At 52.2% G+C, this 20,303-nt stretch carries 22 protein-coding genes and 1 tRNA gene; 14 read left to right on the plus strand and 9 right to left on the minus strand.

All coding sequences use genetic code 11. The annotated features are described in order from the left end of the window. Nucleotides 1–105 precede the first annotated feature (105 nt). Nucleotides 106–193: transfer RNA gene (locus tag ACERJC_RS04640), tRNA-Ser, on the minus strand. A gap of 234 nt (nt 194–427) precedes the next feature. Between ACERJC_RS04640 and ghrA the strand changes: the two genes are divergently transcribed. The 4 genes from ghrA (at nt 428) to ACERJC_RS04660 (ending at nt 3,360) form a co-directional block, all read left to right on the plus strand. Next, nucleotides 428–1,366, plus strand: a complete 939-nt coding sequence (ghrA, locus tag ACERJC_RS04645) for a glyoxylate/hydroxypyruvate reductase GhrA (RefSeq protein ID WP_152405117.1) — start codon at nt 428–430, stop codon at nt 1,364–1,366. Nucleotides 1,367–1,452: 86 nt separating this feature from the next. Further along, on the plus strand, nt 1,453–2,190 hold the full coding sequence (locus ACERJC_RS04650; protein ID WP_152405116.1) for a phosphatase: 738 nt from the start codon (nt 1,453–1,455) through the stop codon (nt 2,188–2,190). Nucleotides 2,191–2,213: 23 nt separating this feature from the next. Next, a complete protein-coding gene (locus ACERJC_RS04655; protein ID WP_373671158.1) occupies nt 2,214–2,768 on the plus strand; it encodes a TorD/DmsD family molecular chaperone in 555 nt (184 codons plus the stop codon). Between the two features lie 100 nt (nt 2,769–2,868). Beyond that, the gene (locus tag ACERJC_RS04660) at nt 2,869–3,360 is read left to right on the plus strand and encodes a DUF1097 domain-containing protein (RefSeq protein ID WP_046497763.1); all 492 of its coding nucleotides are present in this window, start codon (nt 2,869–2,871) and stop codon (nt 3,358–3,360) included. 31 nt (nt 3,361–3,391) lie between these two features. Here ACERJC_RS04660 and csgG read toward each other — a convergent pair whose 3' ends face one another. The 4 genes from csgG to csgD are packed head-to-tail and all read right to left on the minus strand — an operon-like array spanning nt 3,392 to nt 5,738. Next, nucleotides 3,392–4,225 (minus strand): curli production assembly/transport protein CsgG, encoded by an 834-nt coding sequence (gene csgG / locus ACERJC_RS04665; RefSeq protein ID WP_152405114.1) that lies wholly within the window; start codon nt 4,223–4,225, stop codon nt 3,392–3,394. A 25-nt stretch (nt 4,226–4,250) separates the two neighbouring features. Further along, on the minus strand, nt 4,251–4,667 hold the full coding sequence (csgF, locus tag ACERJC_RS04670; RefSeq protein WP_152405113.1) for a curli production assembly/transport protein CsgF: 417 nt from the start codon (nt 4,665–4,667) through the stop codon (nt 4,251–4,253). Nucleotides 4,668–4,693: 26 nt separating this feature from the next. After that, complete coding sequence (gene csgE / locus ACERJC_RS04675; RefSeq protein ID WP_152405112.1) at nt 4,694–5,083, minus strand: curli production assembly/transport protein CsgE; 390 nt, start codon at nt 5,081–5,083, stop codon at nt 4,694–4,696. A gap of 4 nt (nt 5,084–5,087) precedes the next feature. Beyond that, nucleotides 5,088–5,738: a biofilm master transcriptional regulator CsgD gene (gene csgD / locus ACERJC_RS04680; protein WP_152405111.1), complete on the minus strand. Its 651-nt coding sequence runs from the start codon at nt 5,736–5,738 to the stop codon at nt 5,088–5,090. A gap of 762 nt (nt 5,739–6,500) precedes the next feature. On the opposite strand from csgD, the gene csgB reads away from it, so the two are divergent. The 6 genes from csgB to ACERJC_RS04710 all read left to right on the plus strand — a co-directional run bounded on the left by csgB (nt 6,501) and on the right by ACERJC_RS04710 (nt 10,364). Further along, nucleotides 6,501–6,956, plus strand: coding sequence for a curli minor subunit CsgB (gene csgB, locus ACERJC_RS04685; protein WP_178828272.1), 456 nt, complete (start codon nt 6,501–6,503; stop codon nt 6,954–6,956). A 40-nt stretch (nt 6,957–6,996) separates the two neighbouring features. After that, the gene (csgA, locus tag ACERJC_RS04690; protein WP_152405109.1) at nt 6,997–7,455 is read left to right on the plus strand and encodes a curli major subunit CsgA; all 459 of its coding nucleotides are present in this window, start codon (nt 6,997–6,999) and stop codon (nt 7,453–7,455) included. A gap of 60 nt (nt 7,456–7,515) precedes the next feature. Next, nucleotides 7,516–7,848, plus strand: a complete 333-nt coding sequence (gene csgC, locus ACERJC_RS04695) for a curli assembly chaperone CsgC (protein WP_178828270.1) — start codon at nt 7,516–7,518, stop codon at nt 7,846–7,848. A gap of 146 nt (nt 7,849–7,994) precedes the next feature. After that, entirely contained in the window at nt 7,995–8,318 is a 324-nt protein-coding gene (locus tag ACERJC_RS04700; RefSeq protein WP_187696624.1) for a YmdA family protein, read from the plus strand. Nucleotides 8,319–8,407: 89 nt separating this feature from the next. Further along, entirely contained in the window at nt 8,408–8,941 is a 534-nt protein-coding gene (gene ymdB / locus ACERJC_RS04705) for an O-acetyl-ADP-ribose deacetylase (protein ID WP_373671159.1), read from the plus strand. After that, the gene (locus ACERJC_RS04710) at nt 8,883–10,364 is read left to right on the plus strand and encodes a phospholipase D family protein (protein WP_373671161.1); all 1,482 of its coding nucleotides are present in this window, start codon (nt 8,883–8,885) and stop codon (nt 10,362–10,364) included. Before ymdB ends, ACERJC_RS04710 begins: the two co-directional genes overlap by 59 nt. Before the next feature lie 14 nt (nt 10,365–10,378). Here the strand turns inward: ACERJC_RS04710 and mdoC are convergent, their stop codons facing one another. Continuing rightward, nucleotides 10,379–11,539 (minus strand): glucans biosynthesis protein MdoC, encoded by a 1,161-nt coding sequence (gene mdoC, locus ACERJC_RS04715; protein WP_373671162.1) that lies wholly within the window; start codon nt 11,537–11,539, stop codon nt 10,379–10,381. Between the two features lie 280 nt (nt 11,540–11,819). Between mdoC and mdoG the strand changes: the two genes are divergently transcribed. From mdoG to ACERJC_RS04730, 3 genes are all read left to right on the plus strand, one after another. Further along, nucleotides 11,820–13,355 (plus strand): glucans biosynthesis protein MdoG, encoded by a 1,536-nt coding sequence (gene mdoG, locus ACERJC_RS04720; RefSeq protein WP_152405104.1) that lies wholly within the window; start codon nt 11,820–11,822, stop codon nt 13,353–13,355. Next, nucleotides 13,348–15,876: a glucans biosynthesis glucosyltransferase MdoH gene (gene mdoH / locus ACERJC_RS04725; protein ID WP_152405103.1), complete on the plus strand. Its 2,529-nt coding sequence runs from the start codon at nt 13,348–13,350 to the stop codon at nt 15,874–15,876. Before mdoG ends, mdoH begins: the two co-directional genes overlap by 8 nt. Nucleotides 15,877–15,960: 84 nt before the next feature. Further along, entirely contained in the window at nt 15,961–16,188 is a 228-nt protein-coding gene (locus ACERJC_RS04730; RefSeq protein ID WP_152406352.1) for a YceK/YidQ family lipoprotein, read from the plus strand. Here the strand turns inward: ACERJC_RS04730 and ACERJC_RS04735 are convergent, their stop codons facing one another. The 3 genes from ACERJC_RS04735 to ACERJC_RS04745 all read right to left on the minus strand — a co-directional run bounded on the left by ACERJC_RS04735 (nt 16,189) and on the right by ACERJC_RS04745 (nt 18,945). Beyond that, entirely contained in the window at nt 16,189–16,563 is a 375-nt protein-coding gene (locus ACERJC_RS04735) for a MysB family protein (protein ID WP_042319704.1), read from the minus strand. An 81-nt stretch (nt 16,564–16,644) separates the two neighbouring features. Continuing rightward, the gene (mdtG, locus tag ACERJC_RS04740) at nt 16,645–17,865 is read right to left on the minus strand and encodes a multidrug efflux MFS transporter MdtG (protein WP_286633071.1); all 1,221 of its coding nucleotides are present in this window, start codon (nt 17,863–17,865) and stop codon (nt 16,645–16,647) included. Nucleotides 17,866–18,024: 159 nt separating this feature from the next. Beyond that, a complete protein-coding gene (locus ACERJC_RS04745; RefSeq protein ID WP_152405101.1) occupies nt 18,025–18,945 on the minus strand; it encodes a Kdo(2)-lipid IV(A) acyltransferase in 921 nt (306 codons plus the stop codon). A 225-nt stretch (nt 18,946–19,170) separates the two neighbouring features. Between ACERJC_RS04745 and trhO the strand changes: the two genes are divergently transcribed. Further along, nucleotides 19,171–20,223, plus strand: a complete 1,053-nt coding sequence (gene trhO / locus ACERJC_RS04750; protein WP_178826508.1) for an oxygen-dependent tRNA uridine(34) hydroxylase TrhO — start codon at nt 19,171–19,173, stop codon at nt 20,221–20,223. Nucleotides 20,224–20,303: the final 80 nt, after the last annotated feature.

The raw sequence follows: 20,303 nt of genomic DNA on the forward strand, positions 1-20,303 counted from the left end.
CGGGCTTTGCCCGTTGTCGACCCCCGGTCGGGGATTCTCATCCCCCCCGATGGAGAACATAAAAGAAAAGAGCCGATACATATGTACCGGCTCTCATCTGAAATATGGCGGTGAGGGGGGGATTCGAACCCCCGATACGTTGCCGTATACACACTTTCCAGGCGTGCTCCTTCAGCCACTCGGACACCTCACCATATTGTTGTTCCTAACATACCGGAACGGGCGCTAATTTAGGGAAATACACCGCCTGCGTCAATCAACTTTTCCAAAAAATCGTGCGTTTACACAAACTTCAAGCAACCTGTAGGTTAATTAAGCGGAAACTGCTTTTTTTGCCAGCGCCAGCGAATTTGCTATGCTGATGATTCCGTTGAAAACGATGACAATAAGTGCGCAAAATTTCGCACAGCAACCCGCAGGAGTCAGTATGGATATCATTTTCTATCACCCTACGTTTGATACCCCCTGGTGGATCGCCGCACTGGAAAACGCCATTCCTGGTGCCAGAGTCCGGGAGTGGAAGTCGGGCGATAACGATCCGGCAGATTATGCGCTGGTCTGGCACCCACCGGTAGATATGCTGGAAGGGCGTAAACTTAAAGCCGTGTTTGCACTTGGCGCCGGGGTGGATTCGATCCTGAGCAAACTGAAAGCCCATCCCACCATGCTGGATCCCGCTATTCCTCTCTTTCGTCTGGAAGATACCGGCATGGGCTTGCAAATGCAGGAGTACGCGGTCAGCCAGGTGTTGCACTGGTTTCGCCGCTTTGATGATTACCAGGCGCTTAAAAATGAGAGCCAGTGGCAACCGCTGCCGGAATATATGCGCGAGGAGTTTACCGTGGGGATCATGGGGGCTGGCGTGCTGGGGGCAAAAGTGGCTGAAAGCCTGCAGGCCTGGGGCTTCCCGCTGCGCTGCTGGAGTCGCAGCCGCAAAACCTGGCCAGGTGTCGAGAGTTTTGCGGGTACCGAAGAGCTGGGCGCGTTCCTCAGCCAGACCCGCGTGTTGATTAACCTGCTGCCCAATACGGCGGAAACGGTCGGCATCATCAATGGAAAACTGCTTGATCAGTTGCAGGATGGCGCTTATCTGCTCAATCTTGCGCGCGGTGTCCACGTTAACGAAGATGATCTGCTGACCGCGCTGAACAGCAAAAAACTCAAAGGGGCAATGCTGGATGTCTACAGTCGTGAACCGCTGCCAGAGGACAGTCCGCTGTGGAAACATCCGCGCGTGGCGATGACGCCACACATTGCCGCGGTCACGCGTCCTGCAGAAGCCGTTGCCTATATTTCCCGCACGATTTCACATCTGGAAAACGGTGAAGCGGTGACCGGACAGGTCGATCGCCAGCGCGGCTACTGAGGTATACCCGGCAGATGCCGGGTTTCGACTAATAAACGCAGGCGATTCCTGCTATCCTTGTCGAAAAATGACCACAGGAGAGAGACATGTATCCCGTTGACCTGCATATGCATACCGTCGCCAGTACCCATGCTTATAGCACCCTGAGCGATTACATCGCTCAGGCTAAACGCCAGGGACTGAAACTGTTCGCAATTACCGATCACGGCCCGGACATGGCGGATGCTCCGCACCACTGGCATTTTATCAATATGCGTATCTGGCCGCGCGTGGTGGATGGGGTAGGGATCCTGCGAGGCATTGAAGCAAACATCAAAAACATCGAAGGTGAAATTGACTGTACCGGTCCGATGCTCACCTCACTGGATCTGATTATTGCAGGCTTCCATGAACCGGTTTTCGCTCCCCACGACGAAGCTACCAACACACAGGCGATGATCGCCACCATGGCGAGCGGCGTAGTGCATATCATTAGTCACCCCGGCAACCCGAAATATCCTGTTGATATCACGGCGATTGCCCAGGCTGCGGCGAAATACGAGGTTGCGCTGGAGATTAACAACTCCTCCTTCCTTCATTCGCGCAAAGGCAGTGAAGCGAACTGTCGCGCGGTAGCGGCGGCGGTACGCGATGCCGGCGGCTGGGTGGCGTTGGGCTCAGATTCTCATACCGCCTTTACGATGGGTGACTTTAGCGAGTGCCTGAAAATCCTCGAAGACGTGAACTTCCCGGAAGATCGTATTTTAAACGTGACGCCGAAACGATTACTCAATTTCCTGGAATCGCGCGGTATGCCGCCGATTCCTGAATTTGCTGAACTTTAACTACCACGAGCTGGAATATTTTGATGAACGAGTTTTCTATCCTGTGCCGCGTACTGGGATCGCTGTATTACCGTCAACCGCAGGATCCTTTACTGGTTCCGCTCTTTACCCTGATTCGCGAAGGTAAACTCTCGGCAAGCTGGCCGCTCGAACAGGATGAACTGTTGGCGCGTTTGCAGAAAAGCTGCGATATGGCCCAACTGGCGGCGGATTACAATGCGCTGTTTGTCGGTGCGGAGTGTTCGGTGCCACCGTATCGCAGCGCGTGGGTGGTAGGCGCGACAGAATCTGAGGTGCGGACGTTCCTTTCCGCGCGCGGAATGCCACTTGCCGAAACGCCAGCCGATCATATTGGTACGTTGCTGCTGGCCGCTTCCTGGCTGGAAGATCAGTCTGCGGAAGATGAAAGCGAGGCGCTGGAAACCCTGTTCGCGGACTATATCCTTCCATGGTGTGGCTCTTTCCTCGGGAAAGTTGAAGCACACGCCACCACCCCTTTCTGGCGGACAATGGCGCCGTTAACACGCGATGCTATTGGCGCGATGTGGGACGAACTGGAAGAAGAGACGGACGCGTAAGTGTGATTTAAATCACCTTATGCTGCAACGTGTAATTTCCATTGCATGAATTGTGTGCGTGATCTCATTCATGTTGCCTGTTTCTGTTATCATGCGCGGCATGAACATACTTCTTTCCATAGCAATCACAACGGGCATTCTCTCCGGTATCTGGGGATGGGTGGCCGTCTCTCTTGGCTTACTGAGTTGGGCAGGATTTTTAGGCTGTACGGCCTATTTTGCTTGTCCGCAGGGCGGGTTAAAGGGGCTGGCCATTTCGGCTTCCACGCTGTTGAGTGGCGTGGTGTGGGCGTTGGTCATTATTTACGGTAGCGCGCTGACGCCGCATCTGGAACTGGTGGGCTATGCGATCACCGGCGTTGTGGCCTTCCTGATGTGTATTCAGGCAAAGCAGGTCTTGCTGTCATTTGTGCCGGGCACGTTTATCGGTGCCTGTGCCACGTTTGCCGGGCAGGGGGACTGGAAACTGGTCTTGCCTTCACTGGCAGTCGGTTTACTCTTTGGCTATGCCATGAAAAATAGCGGCCTGTGGCTGGCGGCGAGGCGAGAAAGACAAAGTACGCGCACGATAGCGGAAAATAAAAAAGCGTGAGGAAATCCTCACGCTTTTTTTATCTCTGTCATCAGGATTCCGGCGGTACCGACATATGACGGTATTTCACCAGAATATCGCTCTGGCGATCGGCTTTATTCTGCAAATCCCACAGCCCGCGATCGATACCATCGTTGATAAGGAAGATGACGCCCGTTTCAATGGCGGACATCAGGCATAACATCACCGGTTCATTGGAGGTGTAGCCAATTTCACCTTCCAGCAGCCTCTGGTAATCGATAAAGCGGAACACTCCTGCCTGCACTTCATAAGACAGAATGGTTTTACTGGTATTGACCGAGGAGAGGATCTCACCGGTGCTGACGTTGACCACGCGCAGGTTCACCGCGATCTGGTCAAGCTGGTACTGTGTGTCCGCGCCAATACCGAAATAACGTGCACCCACACCGCCAGATTTCACGTTACTTTCGTAACCGATAATCGACCCTTCAACCATGATATTTGCCGCCGTCAGCGACTGTAGCGGGATCCGGTTGTTGATGGCGACAGTCCCGTTTTCCTGGGCGGCACGAATGATTTTACGTTCATTCAGCAGGTTTTGCAGGCCCTGGCGCTCCAGCGGTACAAACCAGCGGGAATCTTTCAGCGCCGTAACCAGCATCGCGGTGGCGCTTTGCGGGACGGCGGTCGAGAAGTTACTGGCCGGGTAGGGTTTAAACTGTCCGGTTTCATCCTGAATGTTATACACCGAGACAAAAATTTTGCCCGTTGGCATGGGTAAATGCGTTAAATCCTTATAACTTTGCGCACGAGGCATTAATGTCGGCTTAGCGGCTTCTTTTGGCGGGGCGGTTAAGCATCCGCTCAGTAAAATGACGGCGACGAATACAAGTAAGCGCTGCATGATAATTGTCCTTACGAAGCGGTGCTTAGAAACCGGTGGAATCTGACTGTAAACCCGACACTTCTATCGTCGATGTTTTTCCCGTTTTCCTGTCCGTGACATTTAGCTGCAACTGACCATCACGGTTGGAAATATCAACAATGAAATCATTGGTCACCATCCTGCCGGGTTTCCCCGTGTTAATATTGGTCAACAGTCCGCCCAGTATTTGTGACTGAATGGCCTGAGTGAAGTTATCCAACGCGGAGGGAGTTTCAATTCCGTAATCGTCGTTATAACTGGGATCTTTATAAGAGTTCTGCGCCTGGGCGCTATTCAGTAAAAAAGAACCGTTATTGGGGTTTCCACCAAAGTTGGGATTGCGGAACTGGAAGGTCATATTTCCGGCCCAACTTAATGGCGAAATAAGCATGAGTACTACTACTGCATGTTTGACACGCATTACAGCCTCCGGACAAAAATCACTCTTTAAAATTCGTCATGCGTTAAATCGCCGGTACTCAATAGAGTTTGATCTATTTGCCGACGGTTTAAAGCGTCCTCGGTTTGCGCCAGCGCGAAGACAACAGTTTTTTCGAAGTCTCTTTTCGTTGGAAATAAAAAAGTCTGGAATATAACGTCCTGATTAACCGTTATGGTGATCCAACTTCCCCAACGTGCACTGGGTCGCTCATTGATAGTCAAATTGCCTGGATAGTCACTTTCCCATTTGTCGCTAAAAGCACGATAAAAATCGTGGCCAATAGACGAAACCGTGTGGTCAGTTAAGAGCCCAGGAACTTCAACTTCTACAGCCTGCGTAGCGCCGGCAGCGAGCAGAAACTGTGCCGCTACAAGCCAGGTCAAATAGCGTTTCATGGCTTTATCGCCTGAGGTTATCATTTGCCCACGAAACCGCCTGGGTACGATTTTTGACAGCTATCTTCTTGAAAAGATTATAGAGATGCGTCTTGACCGTATTCTCACTGATAAACAGTGAGCGCGCGATTTCGATATTAGAAGCGCCGATACGTAGCTTATTCAGGATCTCTTTTTCACGATGAGTCAGGAGAGCCGACTCTGTGCTGTTGTAGCGGTAGTTACCAGAGTGAGTGATCAGATAGCTGGCCAGTTTCTGTGAGAAGTAGCATTCTCCCCGCAGGATCCCCTGCAAACCGTTTACGACACGTTCTTCATCATCCGCTACATAAAAAACGCCATTGATATGCGGCCAGTTTTCAATATCCCGGTAGGGATAATCATCGGGGGTATTTAACAATAACGTCTTTAAATTATTGTTCTTCCGACTTAAGTTGTCTTGCCAGTAATGGATGAGCTTTTTATCCGCTTCCATCATATCGACTAAAACAATGCAACTGGTGGAAATATCATCCAGAGAACGTTGAATATTATGCAGTTTTCCGGTGAGTGCCAGAGATTGTTTTAAATGCTGCAATAATGCTGTGGCTTGCAGGGATGGTTTGGTGATCAACAATAATGTATGACTATGAATACTATGGACTTCATTAAACATGATGAAACCCCACTTTTTTAGTCGCACACCTGACAGTTGCCTTTAGAAATCAGGCACCAGAAGTACTGACAGATGTTGCACTGCTGTGTGTAGTAAAATAGAGTCAGCCCGAACGGGTCAAAATATTAATACAAATGAACTACAACTGATTTCAATCTAGCCATTACAAATCTTAAAGCAAGTGTTAAACGTGTAACAGAATGTAAAAATATATATTAATTTGTTAATCTTAAGCTTTTTTTAAGTTTAGATTTGATAGAAAAGTTGTACATTTTGCTGTTATTGCACAGATTTAAAAAATCATACAAATTATATTAACACTATGAATTTAATATAAAAAAGCAAAATAATGCTAGTCCTTAATCTGATGATAAATTGCGACGTCATGACATCCGTTGATGTCGCGCATTTTGATGATGAAAAAAACGATGCTTGTCACGACTTGCTCATCTCTCACTTCTTAAACGACACAACATCACCTGGAAAGCCCACTGTACAGCCCATTGGCTGATGTCGAGAAAATGCATCAACGGTAAGTCTGGAAAAAATAAAATAAGCGTAGATAACAGGGTATTTGTGTCGAAATTAGCACTTTGGGGTGAGCGAATATATAAAAATACCACTGGCGGGTGAGTTATTTAAAATGTTTCCGCGGACATACTCTTCATCGTAACGCAGCGTTAACAAATTACGTTTAGCGTTAACAACAAAACTGATGAGAACGTTATTTTCTCGATGTACGACCAGGTCCAGGGTGACAACATGAAAAACAAATTGTTATTTATGATGTTAACAGTACTGGGTGCGCCTGGGATTGCTTCCGCAACAAGTTATGATTTAGCAAATTCGGAATATAACTTTGCGGTAAATGAATTAAGCAAGTCTTCATTTAATCAGGCAGCCATTATTGGTCAGGTCGGCACTAATAATAGTGCAAAGATACGCCAGGACGGTTCTAAGCTTTTGTCGGTAGTTTCACAAGAAGGTGGAAGCAACCGGGCCAAAGTTGACCAATCAGGAGCTTATAACTTTGCGTATATTGCTCAGTCGGGTAATTCCAATGATGCCAGTATTTCGCAAAGTAATTACGGTAATACTGCGATGATTATCCAGAAAGGTTCTGGAAATAAAGCAAATATTACTCAGTATGGTACTCAGAAAACAGCAGTTGTAGTGCAGAGACAGTCGCAAATGGCAATTCGCGTAACTCAACGCTAATACATTGACGACGCTTAAATCAATCCGATGGGGGTTTACCATGAAACTTTTACAAGTGGCAGCATTTGCAGCAATCGTGGTTTCTGGCAGTGCTCTGGCTGGTTCCGTTCCACAGTGGGGCGGCGGTGGCGGTAATCACGGCGGTGGCGGAAGCAGTTCTGGCCCGGAATCGACCCTGAGTATCTATCAGTTCGGGACCAATAACGCCGCACTTGCGCTGCAAAGCGACGCTCGTAAATCAGACACTACAATCACTCAGCACGGCTATGGTAACGGCGCCGATGTTGGCCAGGGTTCAGATAACAGCACCATTGATCTGACTCAGAAAGGCTTCAAAAACAACGCCACCATCGATCAGTGGAACGGCAAAAACTCGGATATTACTGTGAGCCAATACGGTGGACGTAACGCCGCGCTGGTTAACCAGACGGCTTCTGACTCCAGCGTTCTGGTTAAACAAGTTGGTTTTGGTAACAACGCCACGGCTAACCAGTACTAATTCAGTTTATGTGCTGAATATAAACAGGGCGAAAGCCCTGTTTTTTTTCGGGAGGACATCATGAACACCTTATTACTCCTTGCGGCGCTCTCTAATCAGATAACCTTTACGACAACCCAGCAAGGTGACATTTACACGATTACGCCGCAGGTTACCCTGACGCAACCCTGCGTGTGTCAGGTCCAGATTTTAGCCCTTCGCGAAGGCGTGGCGGGACAAAGTCAGTCACGACAGAAAAAGACCCTTTCTCTACCTGCTAATCAAGCCATTGATTTGACCAGACTCAGTTTAAATATCTCTGCACAAGACACCGTCAAAATCGTGGTTACGGTTTCTGACGGTCAATCGCTGCATTTATCACAACAGTGGCCGCCTTCTGCGAAATCGTCATAACTGGCTGATAATTTATGCGGTTACGGTGGCAGAGGTGAGGTGACTGAACTATGAATAGAGTGACGCGGAATGCGTGACTCCTGGGCGTAATCACCGTCAGGGAAAACATCACCCCTCAAGGATGAATGTTCATTGAGGAAACCATCATGCCGTTATCTGTCGCGCGTAAAACCAGCGTTCTGCTTTTTGGTCTTCTTGCCCTGAATTCGGTCGCCGCCATGGCGGGTACGAGTGGACAGGGCGGGGTTATTCATTTCGTCGGTCAAATTGTGGAGCCACCCTGTGAGGTGAGTCGGGTGCAGCAGCGCCTGGCAATGTCGTGCAATCACGAGGGGCACACGCAGACCCGCTATTATTCCCCGCAGGAATTGCTTAACGCGCCGCAGCACTTTAAACAAATCGCCGCGGTTGACCTGCACTACCTCAATGAACAGAAAACGCTGGCGGTGATGAGTATCGATTACCGCTGAATAGGCTGGTCAGACAAACTCACGAAAAAAGCGATTTCAAGGGGACCCCTGCTGTACACTTACAGAATAGAGTGAAGCAAGGAGATTCTATGGAATCGCGTATTCATGTTATCCAGGGGGATATCACCACCGTCGCGGTTGATGTCATCGTCAATGCCGCTAACTCATCACTGATGGGGGGCGGAGGCGTTGATGGGGCGATCCACCGCGCCGCGGGTCCCGCATTACTGGAAGCCTGCATGAAGGTCAGGCAGCAGCAGGGCGAGTGCCCAACGGGTCATGCGGTGATAACACTTGCGGGTAACCTCCCCGCCAAAGCGGTCATTCACACCGTCGGCCCTGTCTGGCGCGGCGGAGAGCATAACGAAGCGCAACAGTTACAGGATGCGTACTTCAATAGCCTGAATCTGGCGCTGGCCAATGGCTACACCTCTATTGCATTCCCGGCAATCAGCACCGGAGTCTATGGATATCCGCGTGCGGCGGCGGCAGAAATTGCACTCAAGACCGTTTCGGAATTTATTACCCGTCGCGCTTTACCTGAGCAGATATACTTTGTCTGTTATGACGAAGAAACAGCCCGACTCTACCAGCGTTTACTCACCCAGCAAGGCGATGAATGAACTGACCCGGCTCGCCCGCGCAACAGCTCCTCTGTGTGAAAATCATCCCGGAGAGTGTGGCATTCTTGCGCTGGATGACAGTCTGGACGCCTTTGCCGCCCGCTATCGTCTGGCGGAAATGGCGGAGCGTACGCTGGATGTTCAGTACTACATCTGGGAAGACGACATGTCCGGGCGGCTGTTGTTCGCCGTTCTGCTGGCGGCGGCAAAGCGCGGCGTCCATGTGCGCCTGTTGCTTGATGACAACAACACGCCGGGGCTGGATGACACCCTGCAACTGCTTGACGCTCATCCCAATATTGAAGTTCGCCTGTTTAATCCGTTCTCTTTTCGCATGCTACGAATGTTGGGCTATCTGACCGATTTTGCCCGGCTCAATCGGCGGATGCATAACAAAAGCTATACCGCAGATGGTGTCGTCACCCTGGTGGGCGGGCGAAACATAGGCGATGCCTATTTCGGCGCGGGGGAGGAACCGCTATTTTCAGACCTGGACGTGATGGCGATCGGCCCCGTCGTCAGGGAGGTCGCGGAGGATTTTGAACGCTACTGGCGCTGCGCGTCGGTCTCGACGTTGAAATCGGTGCTGGCACTGTCGGAGCAAGAAATCACCGAGCGCATCGAGTTACCCGAGAGCTGGTACAATGACTCAATCACCCGCCGATACCAGCATAAACTGGAAACCAGCGCCTTTATGACCCATCTCGATCGCGGGGCGCTACCGCTCATCTGGGCGAAGACCCGGCTGTTAAGTGACGATCCTTTAAAAGGCGAGGGGAAAGCGCAGCGTCACTCTTTGCTGCCACAACGATTGTTTGACGTGATGGGCTCACCAGCAGAACGGATTGACATCATCTCTGCCTATTTTGTCCCGACCCGGGCAGGCGTCGCCCAGTTGCTGAAACTGGTGCGTAAAGGCGTCAAAATTGCGATCCTCACCAACTCACTAGCCGCTAATGATGTGGCGGTGGTGCATGCTGGTTACGCGCGCTGGCGGAAAAAACTGTTACGTTATGGCGTAGAACTGTACGAGTTAAAGCCGACGCGTGAACGCGACATCGTCCTTCACGATCGCGGACTGACCGGTAATTCCGGCTCCAGTCTGCACGCCAAGACGTTCAGCATTGACGGGCGTAAAGTGTTTATTGGCTCGCTCAATTTTGATCCGCGTTCCACGTTGTTGAACACCGAGATGGGCTTTGTGATTGAAAGCGAGACGCTGGCGACATTGATCCACCGACGATTCACCGAAAGCCAACGCGATGCGGCCTGGCAACTGCGGCTCGATCGCTGGGGGCGAATCAACTGGGTGGATCGACAGCAGGACCAGGAGCTGGTGTTAAAAAAAGAACCCGCCACAGGATTCTGGAAGCGGGTTCTGGTACGACTGGCAACGCTATTGCCTGTCGAGTGGCTGCTTTAATGTAGCAGCAAGCGTTAGCTGGTCACTTTTTTGCTTTGTTCCTGCCTGACCGCCGGCTTACCGGAGAACAGGAATTTGAACAGCGGAATGCGCAAATGAATTTCGTACAATACCAGTGCGATACCCACGACAAAGATCAGTCCGCAGAGAAAGCCCAGCAGATTCGACCTAATATGCGGCGTGATCCACGCACCGTAAAACAGCGTTAACGGATGATGCACCAGATAGATAAACAGCGACGCATTGACAAAATAGGTGACGCGGGCTGACTGGAAATTGAGTAAACGATGGCCGAGGGAAAACACCACATTGACCATCCATAATCCGAGTACCATGGTGATGACATATTCCGTTTCGTACATCCAGGCGTCGCCACTGCCGTAGCGCTGATTCAGCAAATAGGCGATGAAGGCGAAAACCGCCCCCAGCGTACATCCCCGGGAAGGCGTGGTGAAAAGGGCCTTCAGTTCGGGTGAGATAAAGGCCAGCGCGCCCAGCATAAAGAAAGGCACATAAAAGAGCGTTTGCATCGCAACGAAATTAAACAAGCCGTCGCTGAGAATCGGTGGATAAACAATGAACAGCGTCCGTCGCACCACCGCGTAGCCCATACCCAGGAAGAAAAAGATCAGCGTCAGTTTGCCCATCGACACGGCGGCCAGGCGTTTTTTATCCGACTTTTCCAGATTTTTTCGCATCCGGCTAAATACCCACAAACTGACGGTTGTTAATACCACCAGTACCAGTAAAAACCAGAGATGAGAAATTAACTCCCAGACCAGCGTATTATATTTTTCATACAGCGAGAGTGAATGCCAGCTATCGGCTTTACCTTTGACATATTGCAACATAATAAATTGCGGCAACGTCAGCAAAGGAATAGCGGTAAGCATTGGAATACCCACGCGTTCGACGCGTACTTTCCACCAGCGATCCAGCGGATAACGCAGGAATAACATGTACGAAAAATAACCGGAAATAACGAAAAAGACCTGCATCCGGAAGGAATGGATAAAATCATTAAACAGGGTCAGCCACCATGAGGGCTCAGCGCTGTTCACATGCCAGCTATGGCCGGAATAGATCAATGAGATATGGAAGGGAATACCCAACAACATCAGCCAGGCGCGGATGGAGTCAAGAAAATATTCACGCTGTGCGGGTACGGGATTCATAGAGGTTTTCGTATTCTCAGATTCTCAGACTAATCGTCTTATCCCTAAGCCGATTAATAGTTACAGTCGGTGGCAACCCTACACGAAGAACAACGACCTGTCTCCAGGATAAGCACGCAAAGTGAAAAAGGGTCCGGCGAGGTGCCTAAACCATGAGCCAGCGTGCTGAACAATGCAGGGATTCAGTTGTCCTAATGCCTGATTATCCATTAAAATAGATCGGATCGATATAAGCACACAAAGGGGGAAGTGCTTACTAATTATGAAACATAAATCACAAATGATGAAAATGCGTTGGTTGGGTGCGGCAGTCATGTTAACGCTGTACACGTCGTCGGCCTGGGCCTTCTCCATCGATGACGTTGCAAAGCAAGCTCAATCCTTAGCCGGTAAAGGCTATGAGGCGCCAAAAAGTAACTTGCCCTCCGTTTTCCGCGACATGAAATATGCGGACTATCAGCAGATCCAGTTTAATCGCGATAAAGCTTACTGGAGCAATCTCAAGACCCCATTTAAGCTCGAATTTTACCACCAGGGTATGTACTTCGACACACCGGTCAAAATCAATGAAGTCACGGCAACCGCTGTCAAAAGAATCAAATACAGCCCGGACTACTTTAACTTTGGCGATGTGCAGCATGATAAAGACACAGTAAAAGATCTCGGCTTTGCGGGTTTCAAAGTGTTGTACCCGATCAACAGCAAAGAGAAAAATGATGAAATCGTCAGTATGCTTGGCGCGAGCTATTTCCGCGTTCTGGGTGCCGGTCAGGTTTATGGTCTGTCTGCACGCGGTCTGGCCATTGATACCGCGCTGCCCTCAGGTGAAGAATTTCCCCGCTTCCGTGAGTTCTGGATCGAACGTCCAAAACCGACTGACAAACGCCTGACGATTTATGCATTACTGGACTCTCCGCGAGCGGCTGGGGCCTATCGTTTTGTGATAATCCCTGGACGTGACACCGTCGTCGACGTGCAATCGAAAGTCTACCTGCGCGATAAGGTCGGCAAACTGGGCGTGGCGCCGTTAACCAGTATGTTCCTGTACGGGCCGAACCAGCCTTCTCCGGCAACCAACTACCGTCCGGAACTGCATGACTCCAACGGCTTGTCGATTCATGCCGGCAACGGCGAATGGATCTGGCGTCCGCTGAATAACCCGAAACATCTTGCGGTGAGCAGTTTTGCAATGGAAAACCCGCAGGGGTTTGGCCTGCTGCAGCGTGGCCGTCAGTTCTCACGCTTTGAAGATCTCGAAGACCGTTACGATCTGCGCCCAAGCGCCTGGATCACGCCAAAAGGCGAGTGGGGCAAAGGTAAGATTGAACTGGTTGAAATTCCAACCAATGATGAAACCAACGATAACATCGTGGCTTACTGGACACCGGATCAACTGCCTGAACCGGGCAAAGAGATGAACTTCAAATACACCCTGACGTTTAGCCGCGATGAAGACAAACTTCATGCGCCGGATAACGCCTGGGTGCAGCAGACGCGTCGTTCCACCGGCGATGTCAAACAGTCGAATCTCATTCGCCAGCCTGACGGCACGATAGCCTTCGTGGTGGACTTCACCGGCACGGACATGAAAAAACTACCGCAGGATACTCCGGTCACCGCGCAAACCAGCATCGGTGATAACGGCGAGATCGTGGAAACAACGGTGCGTTACAACCCGGTCACTAAAGGTTGGCGTATGACGATGCGCGTGAAAGTGAAAGATGCGAAGAAAACCACTGAAATGCGTGCTGCATTGGTCAATGCCGATCAGACGTTGAGTGAAACCTGGAGCTACCAGTTACCTGCCAATGAATAAGACAACTGAGTACATTGACGCCTTGCCGCTCTCGGACATCGAGAAAGCGGCATTGCCGAAAACTGACATCCGCGCGGTGCATGAAGCGCTGGATGCCGAGCATCGCCGTTACTCGCGAGAAGACGATTCACCGCAGGGTTCTGTCAAAGCCCGTCTGCAACAAGCCTGGCCAGACTCGCTGGGCGAAGGGCAACTGATCAAAGATGACGAAGGGCGCGACCAGCTTCAGGCGATGCCGAAAGCCAAACGGTCATCAATGTTTCCCGATCCCTGGCGTACCAACCCGGTTGGGCGTTTCTGGGACCGCCTGCGTGGGCGTGACGTCACGCCGCGCTATCTGGCGCGGCTGACCAAAGAAGAGCAGGAAAGTGAGCAGAAGTGGCGTACCGTCGGCACCATTCGCCGTTACACGCTGCTGTTGCTGACGTTGGCGCAGACGGTCGTCGCGACCTGGTACATGAAGACGATTCTGCCGTATCAGGGCTGGGCGCTGATCAATCCGGCGGATATGGTCGGGCAGGACCTGTGGGTCTCCTTCATGCAGTTGCTGCCGTATATGCTGCAAACCGGTATTTTGATCCTCTTTGCAGTGCTGTTCTGCTGGGTTTCTGCCGGGTTCTGGACCGCGCTGATGGGCTTCCTGCAATTGCTGATTGGGCGTGATAAGTACAGTATTTCGGCGTCAACGGTTGGAGATGAGCCGCTGAATCCGCAGCACCGTACCGCGCTGATCATGCCTATCTGTAACGAAGACGTTGATCGCGTTTTTGCGGGCCTGCGCGCCACATGGGAATCGGTAAAAGCGACCGGCAACGGCGAGCATTTTGATGTCTACATTCTCAGTGACAGCTACAACCCCGATATCTGCGTCGCAGAGCAAAAGGCGTGGATGGAACTGATTGCTGAAGTGCAGGGCGAAGGGCAGATTTTCTATCGCCGTCGTCGCCGTCGTGTGAAGCGTAAAAGCGGTAACATTGATGACTTCTGCCGTCGCTGGGGCAGCCAGTACAGCTACATGGTGGTACTGGACGCTGACTCCGTCATGACCGGTGAATGCCTGAGCGGTCTGGTGCGTTTGATGGAAGCGAACCCGAATGCCGGGATCATTCAGTCATCGCCGAAGGCGTCCGGCATGGACACCCTGTATGCTCGCTGTCAGCAGTTTGCGACGCGCGTATATGGACCCTTGTTCACCGCCGGTTTGCACTTCTGGCAGTTGGGTGAATCCCACTACTGGGGCCACAACGCCATCATCCGCGTGAAGCCGTTCATCGAACACTGTGCGCTGGCGCCGCTGCCGGGTGAAGGCTCTTTCGCCGGTTCTATCCTGTCGCACGACTTCGTGGAAGCGGCGCTGATGCGTCGTGCAGGGTGGGGCGTGTGGATTGCTTACGATCTGCCCGGCTCCTATGAAGAGCTGCCGCCAAACCTGCTGGACGAACTGAAGCGTGACCGCCGCTGGTGTCACGGCAACCTGATGAACTTCCGTCTGTTCCTTGTGAAAGGGATGCACCCGGTTCACCGCGCCGTGTTCCTGACCGGGGTGATGTCTTATCTCTCCGCGCCGTTGTGGTTTATGTTCCTCGCGCTGTCGACCGCGCTACAGGTGGTACACGCGCTCACCGAGCCGCAATACTTCCTGCAACCGCGCCAGCTGTTCCCGGTCTGGCCGCAGTGGCGTCCTGAACTGGCGATTGCGCTGTTTGCTTCAACGATGGTGCTGCTGTTCCTGCCTAAACTGCTGAGTATTCTGCTCATCTGGTGTAAAGGCACCAAAGAGTTCGGTGGATTTATTCGCGTCACGCTGTCGCTGCTGCTGGAGGTGCTGTTCTCCGTGCTGCTGGCGCCGGTGCGCATGCTGTTCCACACCGTCTTCGTGGTGAGCGCCTTCCTCGGTTGGGAAGTGGTCTGGAATTCGCCGCAGCGTGACGATGACTCGACTCCGTGGGGCGAAGCGTTTATGCGTCACGGTTCGCAACTGCTGCTGGGGCTGGTGTGGGCGGTCGGGATGGCGTGGTTGGATCTGCGCTTCCTGTTCTGGCTGGCACCGATTGTCGTCTCGCTGATCCTGTCGCCGTTTGTCTCGGTGATCTCCAGCCGTTCAACGGTCGGTTTGCGTACCAAACGCTGGAAGCTGTTCCTGATCCCGGAAGAGTATTCGCCGCCGCAGGTACTGGTGGATACCGATAAGTATCTGGTGATGAACCGTAAACGCGCGCTCGACGATGGCTTTATGCATGCGGTGTTCAACCCGTCGTTTAATGCGCTGGCAACGGCGATGGCGACGGCACGTCATCGTGCAAGCCATGTGCTGGAAATTGCCCGCGATCGTCACGTCGAACAAGCCCTGAACGAAACGCCGGAAAAACTGAATCGCGACCGCCGTCTGGTACTGCTGAGCGATCCGGTGACGATGGCACGTTTACACTATCGTGTCTGGAACTCGCCAGAGAAGTATTCATCGTGGGTGAGTTACTATCAGGACATTACCCTGAACCCGCAGGCGCTGAAAAATCAGTAGGCGCCATCCGGCTGAATCATCTGAAAAATACCGGCCTGCGCCGGTATTTTTTTATACTGAAGAAAACGAATGATGAGGTATCACGTGCGACTCATAGCGGTGGGTATCATGGTAATGCTATTAAGCGGGTGCGGCAGCATTATCAGTCGGACAATCCCCGGGCAGGGGCATGGCAACCAGTACTATCCGGGAGTGCAGTGGGACGTCCGGGACTCAGCATGGCGCTATGTCACCATCCTCGATCTGCCCTTCTCGCTGGTGTTTGATACGCTGCTGTTGCCGCTCGATATGCATCACGGCCCTTACGAGTAATTACCGTTCATCCCACTCATCGGCTGCGGTTTGACCCTCTTCGGTGTCCAGCGGGGGCTCAAGCTGAAATTCACCTTCATCCCATTCGTGCAGCGTATTCTCTTCCAGCCACTCCTGGCGGATCTCTATCTCATCATAATCGCCGTCAAAGACGCTTTGGGCAGCTTCGCCACTGAGCATCGGCAGGCATTCGCCTTCCTCTCCTTCGTCGGCAAAAAACTCGACCTGCCACATGATGTCGCCATCCTGTAGCACGTACTTTTGCACGTTAAGCTGCTGTACATTGGCTTCGTCCTGCTCAAGCTCAGGATGGTCCGCCATAAATTCTTCACGGGCTGAGTCAATGGCTTCTTCCAGCGTTGCATACATGGTCATCAGAGTCTCCCTTTGATTTGACGAGGTATTCAGGGAAAGAATAGCTGATTCTCCGGTTATGCAAGTATGAATGCTGAAAAATCATCCCACGGTTCGCGAGAGCGCGCGACGGCGCAGGCTGTTCCAGGAATAAATGGCGTTAAACAGCACCACCCCGGCGGTGACCAGAAAGACCGCGCGGAAGCCATAATTAGCGGAAATCGCTGCGCCCATCAATGGGCCGGTCACGTTGCCAATATCGCGAAACGACTGGTTATAACTGAAGATGCGTCCGGCAATTTGGTTTGTAGAGTTGTAGACCAGCAGCGTCTGCACTGCCGGTAGCAGCGCGCCGTCGGCAGCACCCAGTAAAAAACGCAGTACCGCCAGTTGCCACGGGGTCTGAACAAAGGACATCGGGATCAGCAGCAAAACAGAAAGAATCAGCGCGACGATGAGGATTTTCTCCGGTCCGATGCGGTCCCCCAGCTTGCCTAACCGTGGCGCGCTGAGTAACGCGGCGACGCCGGGCACGGAGGCGATCATCCCGCTGATAAACGCAATATTACTGACGTTACCTGCCAGTTCCCGCACGTAAAGCGTCAGAATTGGCGCAATGGACCCGGTCGCCACCTGGATAATCAGCGTTGTGACAAACAGACTCAGTACCAGTTTCGGGTTTTTAAGCGTGGCGACCACTTCCCGGACGCGCAGCATCTCTTTCTTGCTGATCGGTTTATAGTTCTCGCGAATAAAAAACAGCGTCAGTAAAAAACAGATCAGCAGTACCGTTGCGGTGATGAAGAAAACCGGGCGCAGGCCATACTGGTCGGCGAGCAGGCCGCCCGCCAGCGGGCCGAGCAGCGCACCGCTGACGCCGCCAGTAGAGAGCGTTCCCAGCGCCCAGCCGCTTTTATTACGCGGGACCTGGGTGGCGATCAGCGCGTTGGCGTTGGGGACGAATCCGCCCAGCAGTCCAAGCAGCGCGCGCAGTACCAGAAACTGCCAGATATTCTGCGCAACGCCCATCAGCAACATCACTATCGCCATCCCCAGCGCAGAGCGCAGCAGCATTATCTTTCTGCCTTTACGGTCAGCGAGTCCGCCCCAGAAGGGAGAGGCGATAGCGGAGAAAAGAAACGTAATACTGAAAACCAGCCCGGACCACATATTGAGCGCACTGTGGCCCGTCACGCCGAGTTGTTCGACGTATAACGGTAAAAACGGCATCACCAGGCTAAATGCGGCGCCGGTTAAGAAACAGCCGAGCCAGGCGACGGTGAGATTACGTTTCCAGTTGATGGGGGTATCAGAGGGTGACATAGCGATCCGCGTGTGATGCGCTGTTAGCGCGATCGGGCAAAAAAACGAATATAAATTAAGCATATTCATTATGCGCCTGTAGGCGGGTGGTCGCAATGTGGGGAGCTTTTATCGCTAAAAGTGGTGAAAAAGCAGCCCGAAAGGACTGCTTTGCAGGATTTAATAGCGGGAAGGTACGCCGGCAGGACGCGTTTTGAAGCGGCGGTGCAGCCACATGTACTGTTCCGGCGCCATCATGATGCACTTCTCGACAACCTTGTTCATCCAGGCGGCGGTGGTCTCTGCGTCATCCAGCGGCGGTGAGCACTCTGGCGGCAACATAATCAACTGGTAGCCTTTGCCATCGGGCTTGCGACGCGGCACAAACGGCACCAGGCAGGCGCTGGACATTCGCGCGAGCATCCAGGTGCCGGAGGTGGTGGCGGCCTGCTCGACGGCAAAAAGCGGGACGAATACGCTGGAGCGCGGGCCATAGTCGTGGTCTGGCGCATACCAGACCACTTCGCCTTTTTTCAGCGCCCTAATCATCCCTTTCAGGTCTTTGCGATCGAGCATGGATTTGTTGGAGCGCATACGTCCCCAGGTCTGGAGCCAGTCGAGCAGTGGATTATCATTCGGCCGATAGACGCCGATGCCGGGTTCCTGCAAGCCAAACTGGCGCGCGCCCAGTTCCAGGGTTAAAAAGTGCAGCCCCACCAACAAAATGCCTCGCTGCTGGGCCTGAACGTCACGAATATGCTCCATGCCGATCACTTCGGTCCAGCGGGCGATGCGACGATCGGACCAGAACCAGGCCATTCCGGTTTCCAGCAGGCCCATACCGACGGATTCAAAATTTTTGACCACCATCGCATGGCGTTCACGCTCGCTCATCTCGGGAAAACAGAGTTCGAGATTACGATAGGCAATTTTCGTCCGACGCTTCATCAGACGAAACGCCAGGTGGCCGATCGTATGGCCAAGACGATAGAGAATCGGATAGGGCAACTGCACGACCAACCAAAGTGAGCCAATACCGAGCCAGGTTAACCAATACCGTGGATGCAGTAATGCTGCGGAGAACTTAGGTAAATTCGTCATGTCTTTCCTGTTGTATACCTTAAAACGGGCAATTATCTGTATTGTTGCATTTTTTCGCTTTCAGAAAAAATTTGTGGCTCCAGGATGGCGATAAATGCAGCAAATGTTGTTAATTTTTTAGTTTGAAGAAAGAAATGTAGCGCAAAATGTATGGATGTAAATTGGCACTGATTGCTATATGATGCCGCCGATTCTGATTTTCACTTATTGCAGGACTCGTACACCATGCCAGTGTTACATAACCGCATTTCCAATGACGCCCTCAGAGCCCGGATGTTGGCTGAAACTGAGCCGCGCACAACCATTTCATTCTATAAATATTTTACCATCGCAGACCCGCAGGCCACACGCGATGCGTTGTATCAAAAGTTAACAGCGCTGAATGTTTTTGGTCGCATCTATCTGGCGCATGAAGGAATTAACGCCCAAATCAGCGTACCGCAAAGCCAGGTTGCGGCGTTTCGCCAGCAGTTGTATGCCTTTGATCCCGCACTCGACGGCGTGCGTCTGAATATTGCGCTGGAGGACGACGGGAAATCCTTCTGGGTGCTGCGGATGAAAGTGCGTGAGCGGATAGTGGCGGATGGCATTGAGGATCCGAGCTTTGACGCCAGCGATGTCGGCGATTATCTGAAGGCCGCTGAAGTGAACGCGATGCTCGACGACCCGGATGCGCTGTTCATCGATATGCGTAACCACTACGAATATGAAGTGGGCCATTTTGAGAATGCGCTGGAAATTCCGGCCGACACCTTCCGCGAGCAGTTGCCAAAAGCGGTCGAGATGATGCAGGAACACAAAGATAAAAAGATAGTGATGTACTGCACCGGCGGCATTCGCTGCGAAAAAGCCAGCGCCTGGATGAAGCACAACGGCTTCAGCAAAGTGTGGCACATTGAAGGCGGTATCATTGAGTATGCGCGCAAAGCCCGTGAGCAGGGGTTACCGGTGCGTTTCATCGGCAAAAACTTTGTGTTTGATGAGCGCATGGGTGAACGCATTTCGGATGAGGTGATTGCCCATTGTCATCAGTGTGGCGCGCCGTGCGACAGCCATACGAACTGTAAAAATGACGGTTGCCACCTGCTGTTTATTCAGTGTCCGGCGTGTGCACAGAAGTACAACGGCTGCTGTAGCGAGATCTGCTGCGAAGAGAGCGTGTTGCCGGAAGAAGAACAGCGTCGCCTTCGTGCGGGGCGCGAGAACGGCAATAAGATCTTTAATAAGTCGCGTGGACGGCTGAATACGAAACTGGGGATTCCGGATCCCGCCGAATAATCGTGTTGCCGGATGGCGGTGACAATACGCATCCGGCCAGCAATGTGAGGCCCGATAGCAACGCGCTATCGGGCCTCATG

Origin of the sequence: Citrobacter telavivensis (assembly GCF_041807075.1) — a bacterium.
Classification (GTDB): domain Bacteria; phylum Pseudomonadota; class Gammaproteobacteria; order Enterobacterales; family Enterobacteriaceae; genus Citrobacter_A; species Citrobacter_A telavivensis.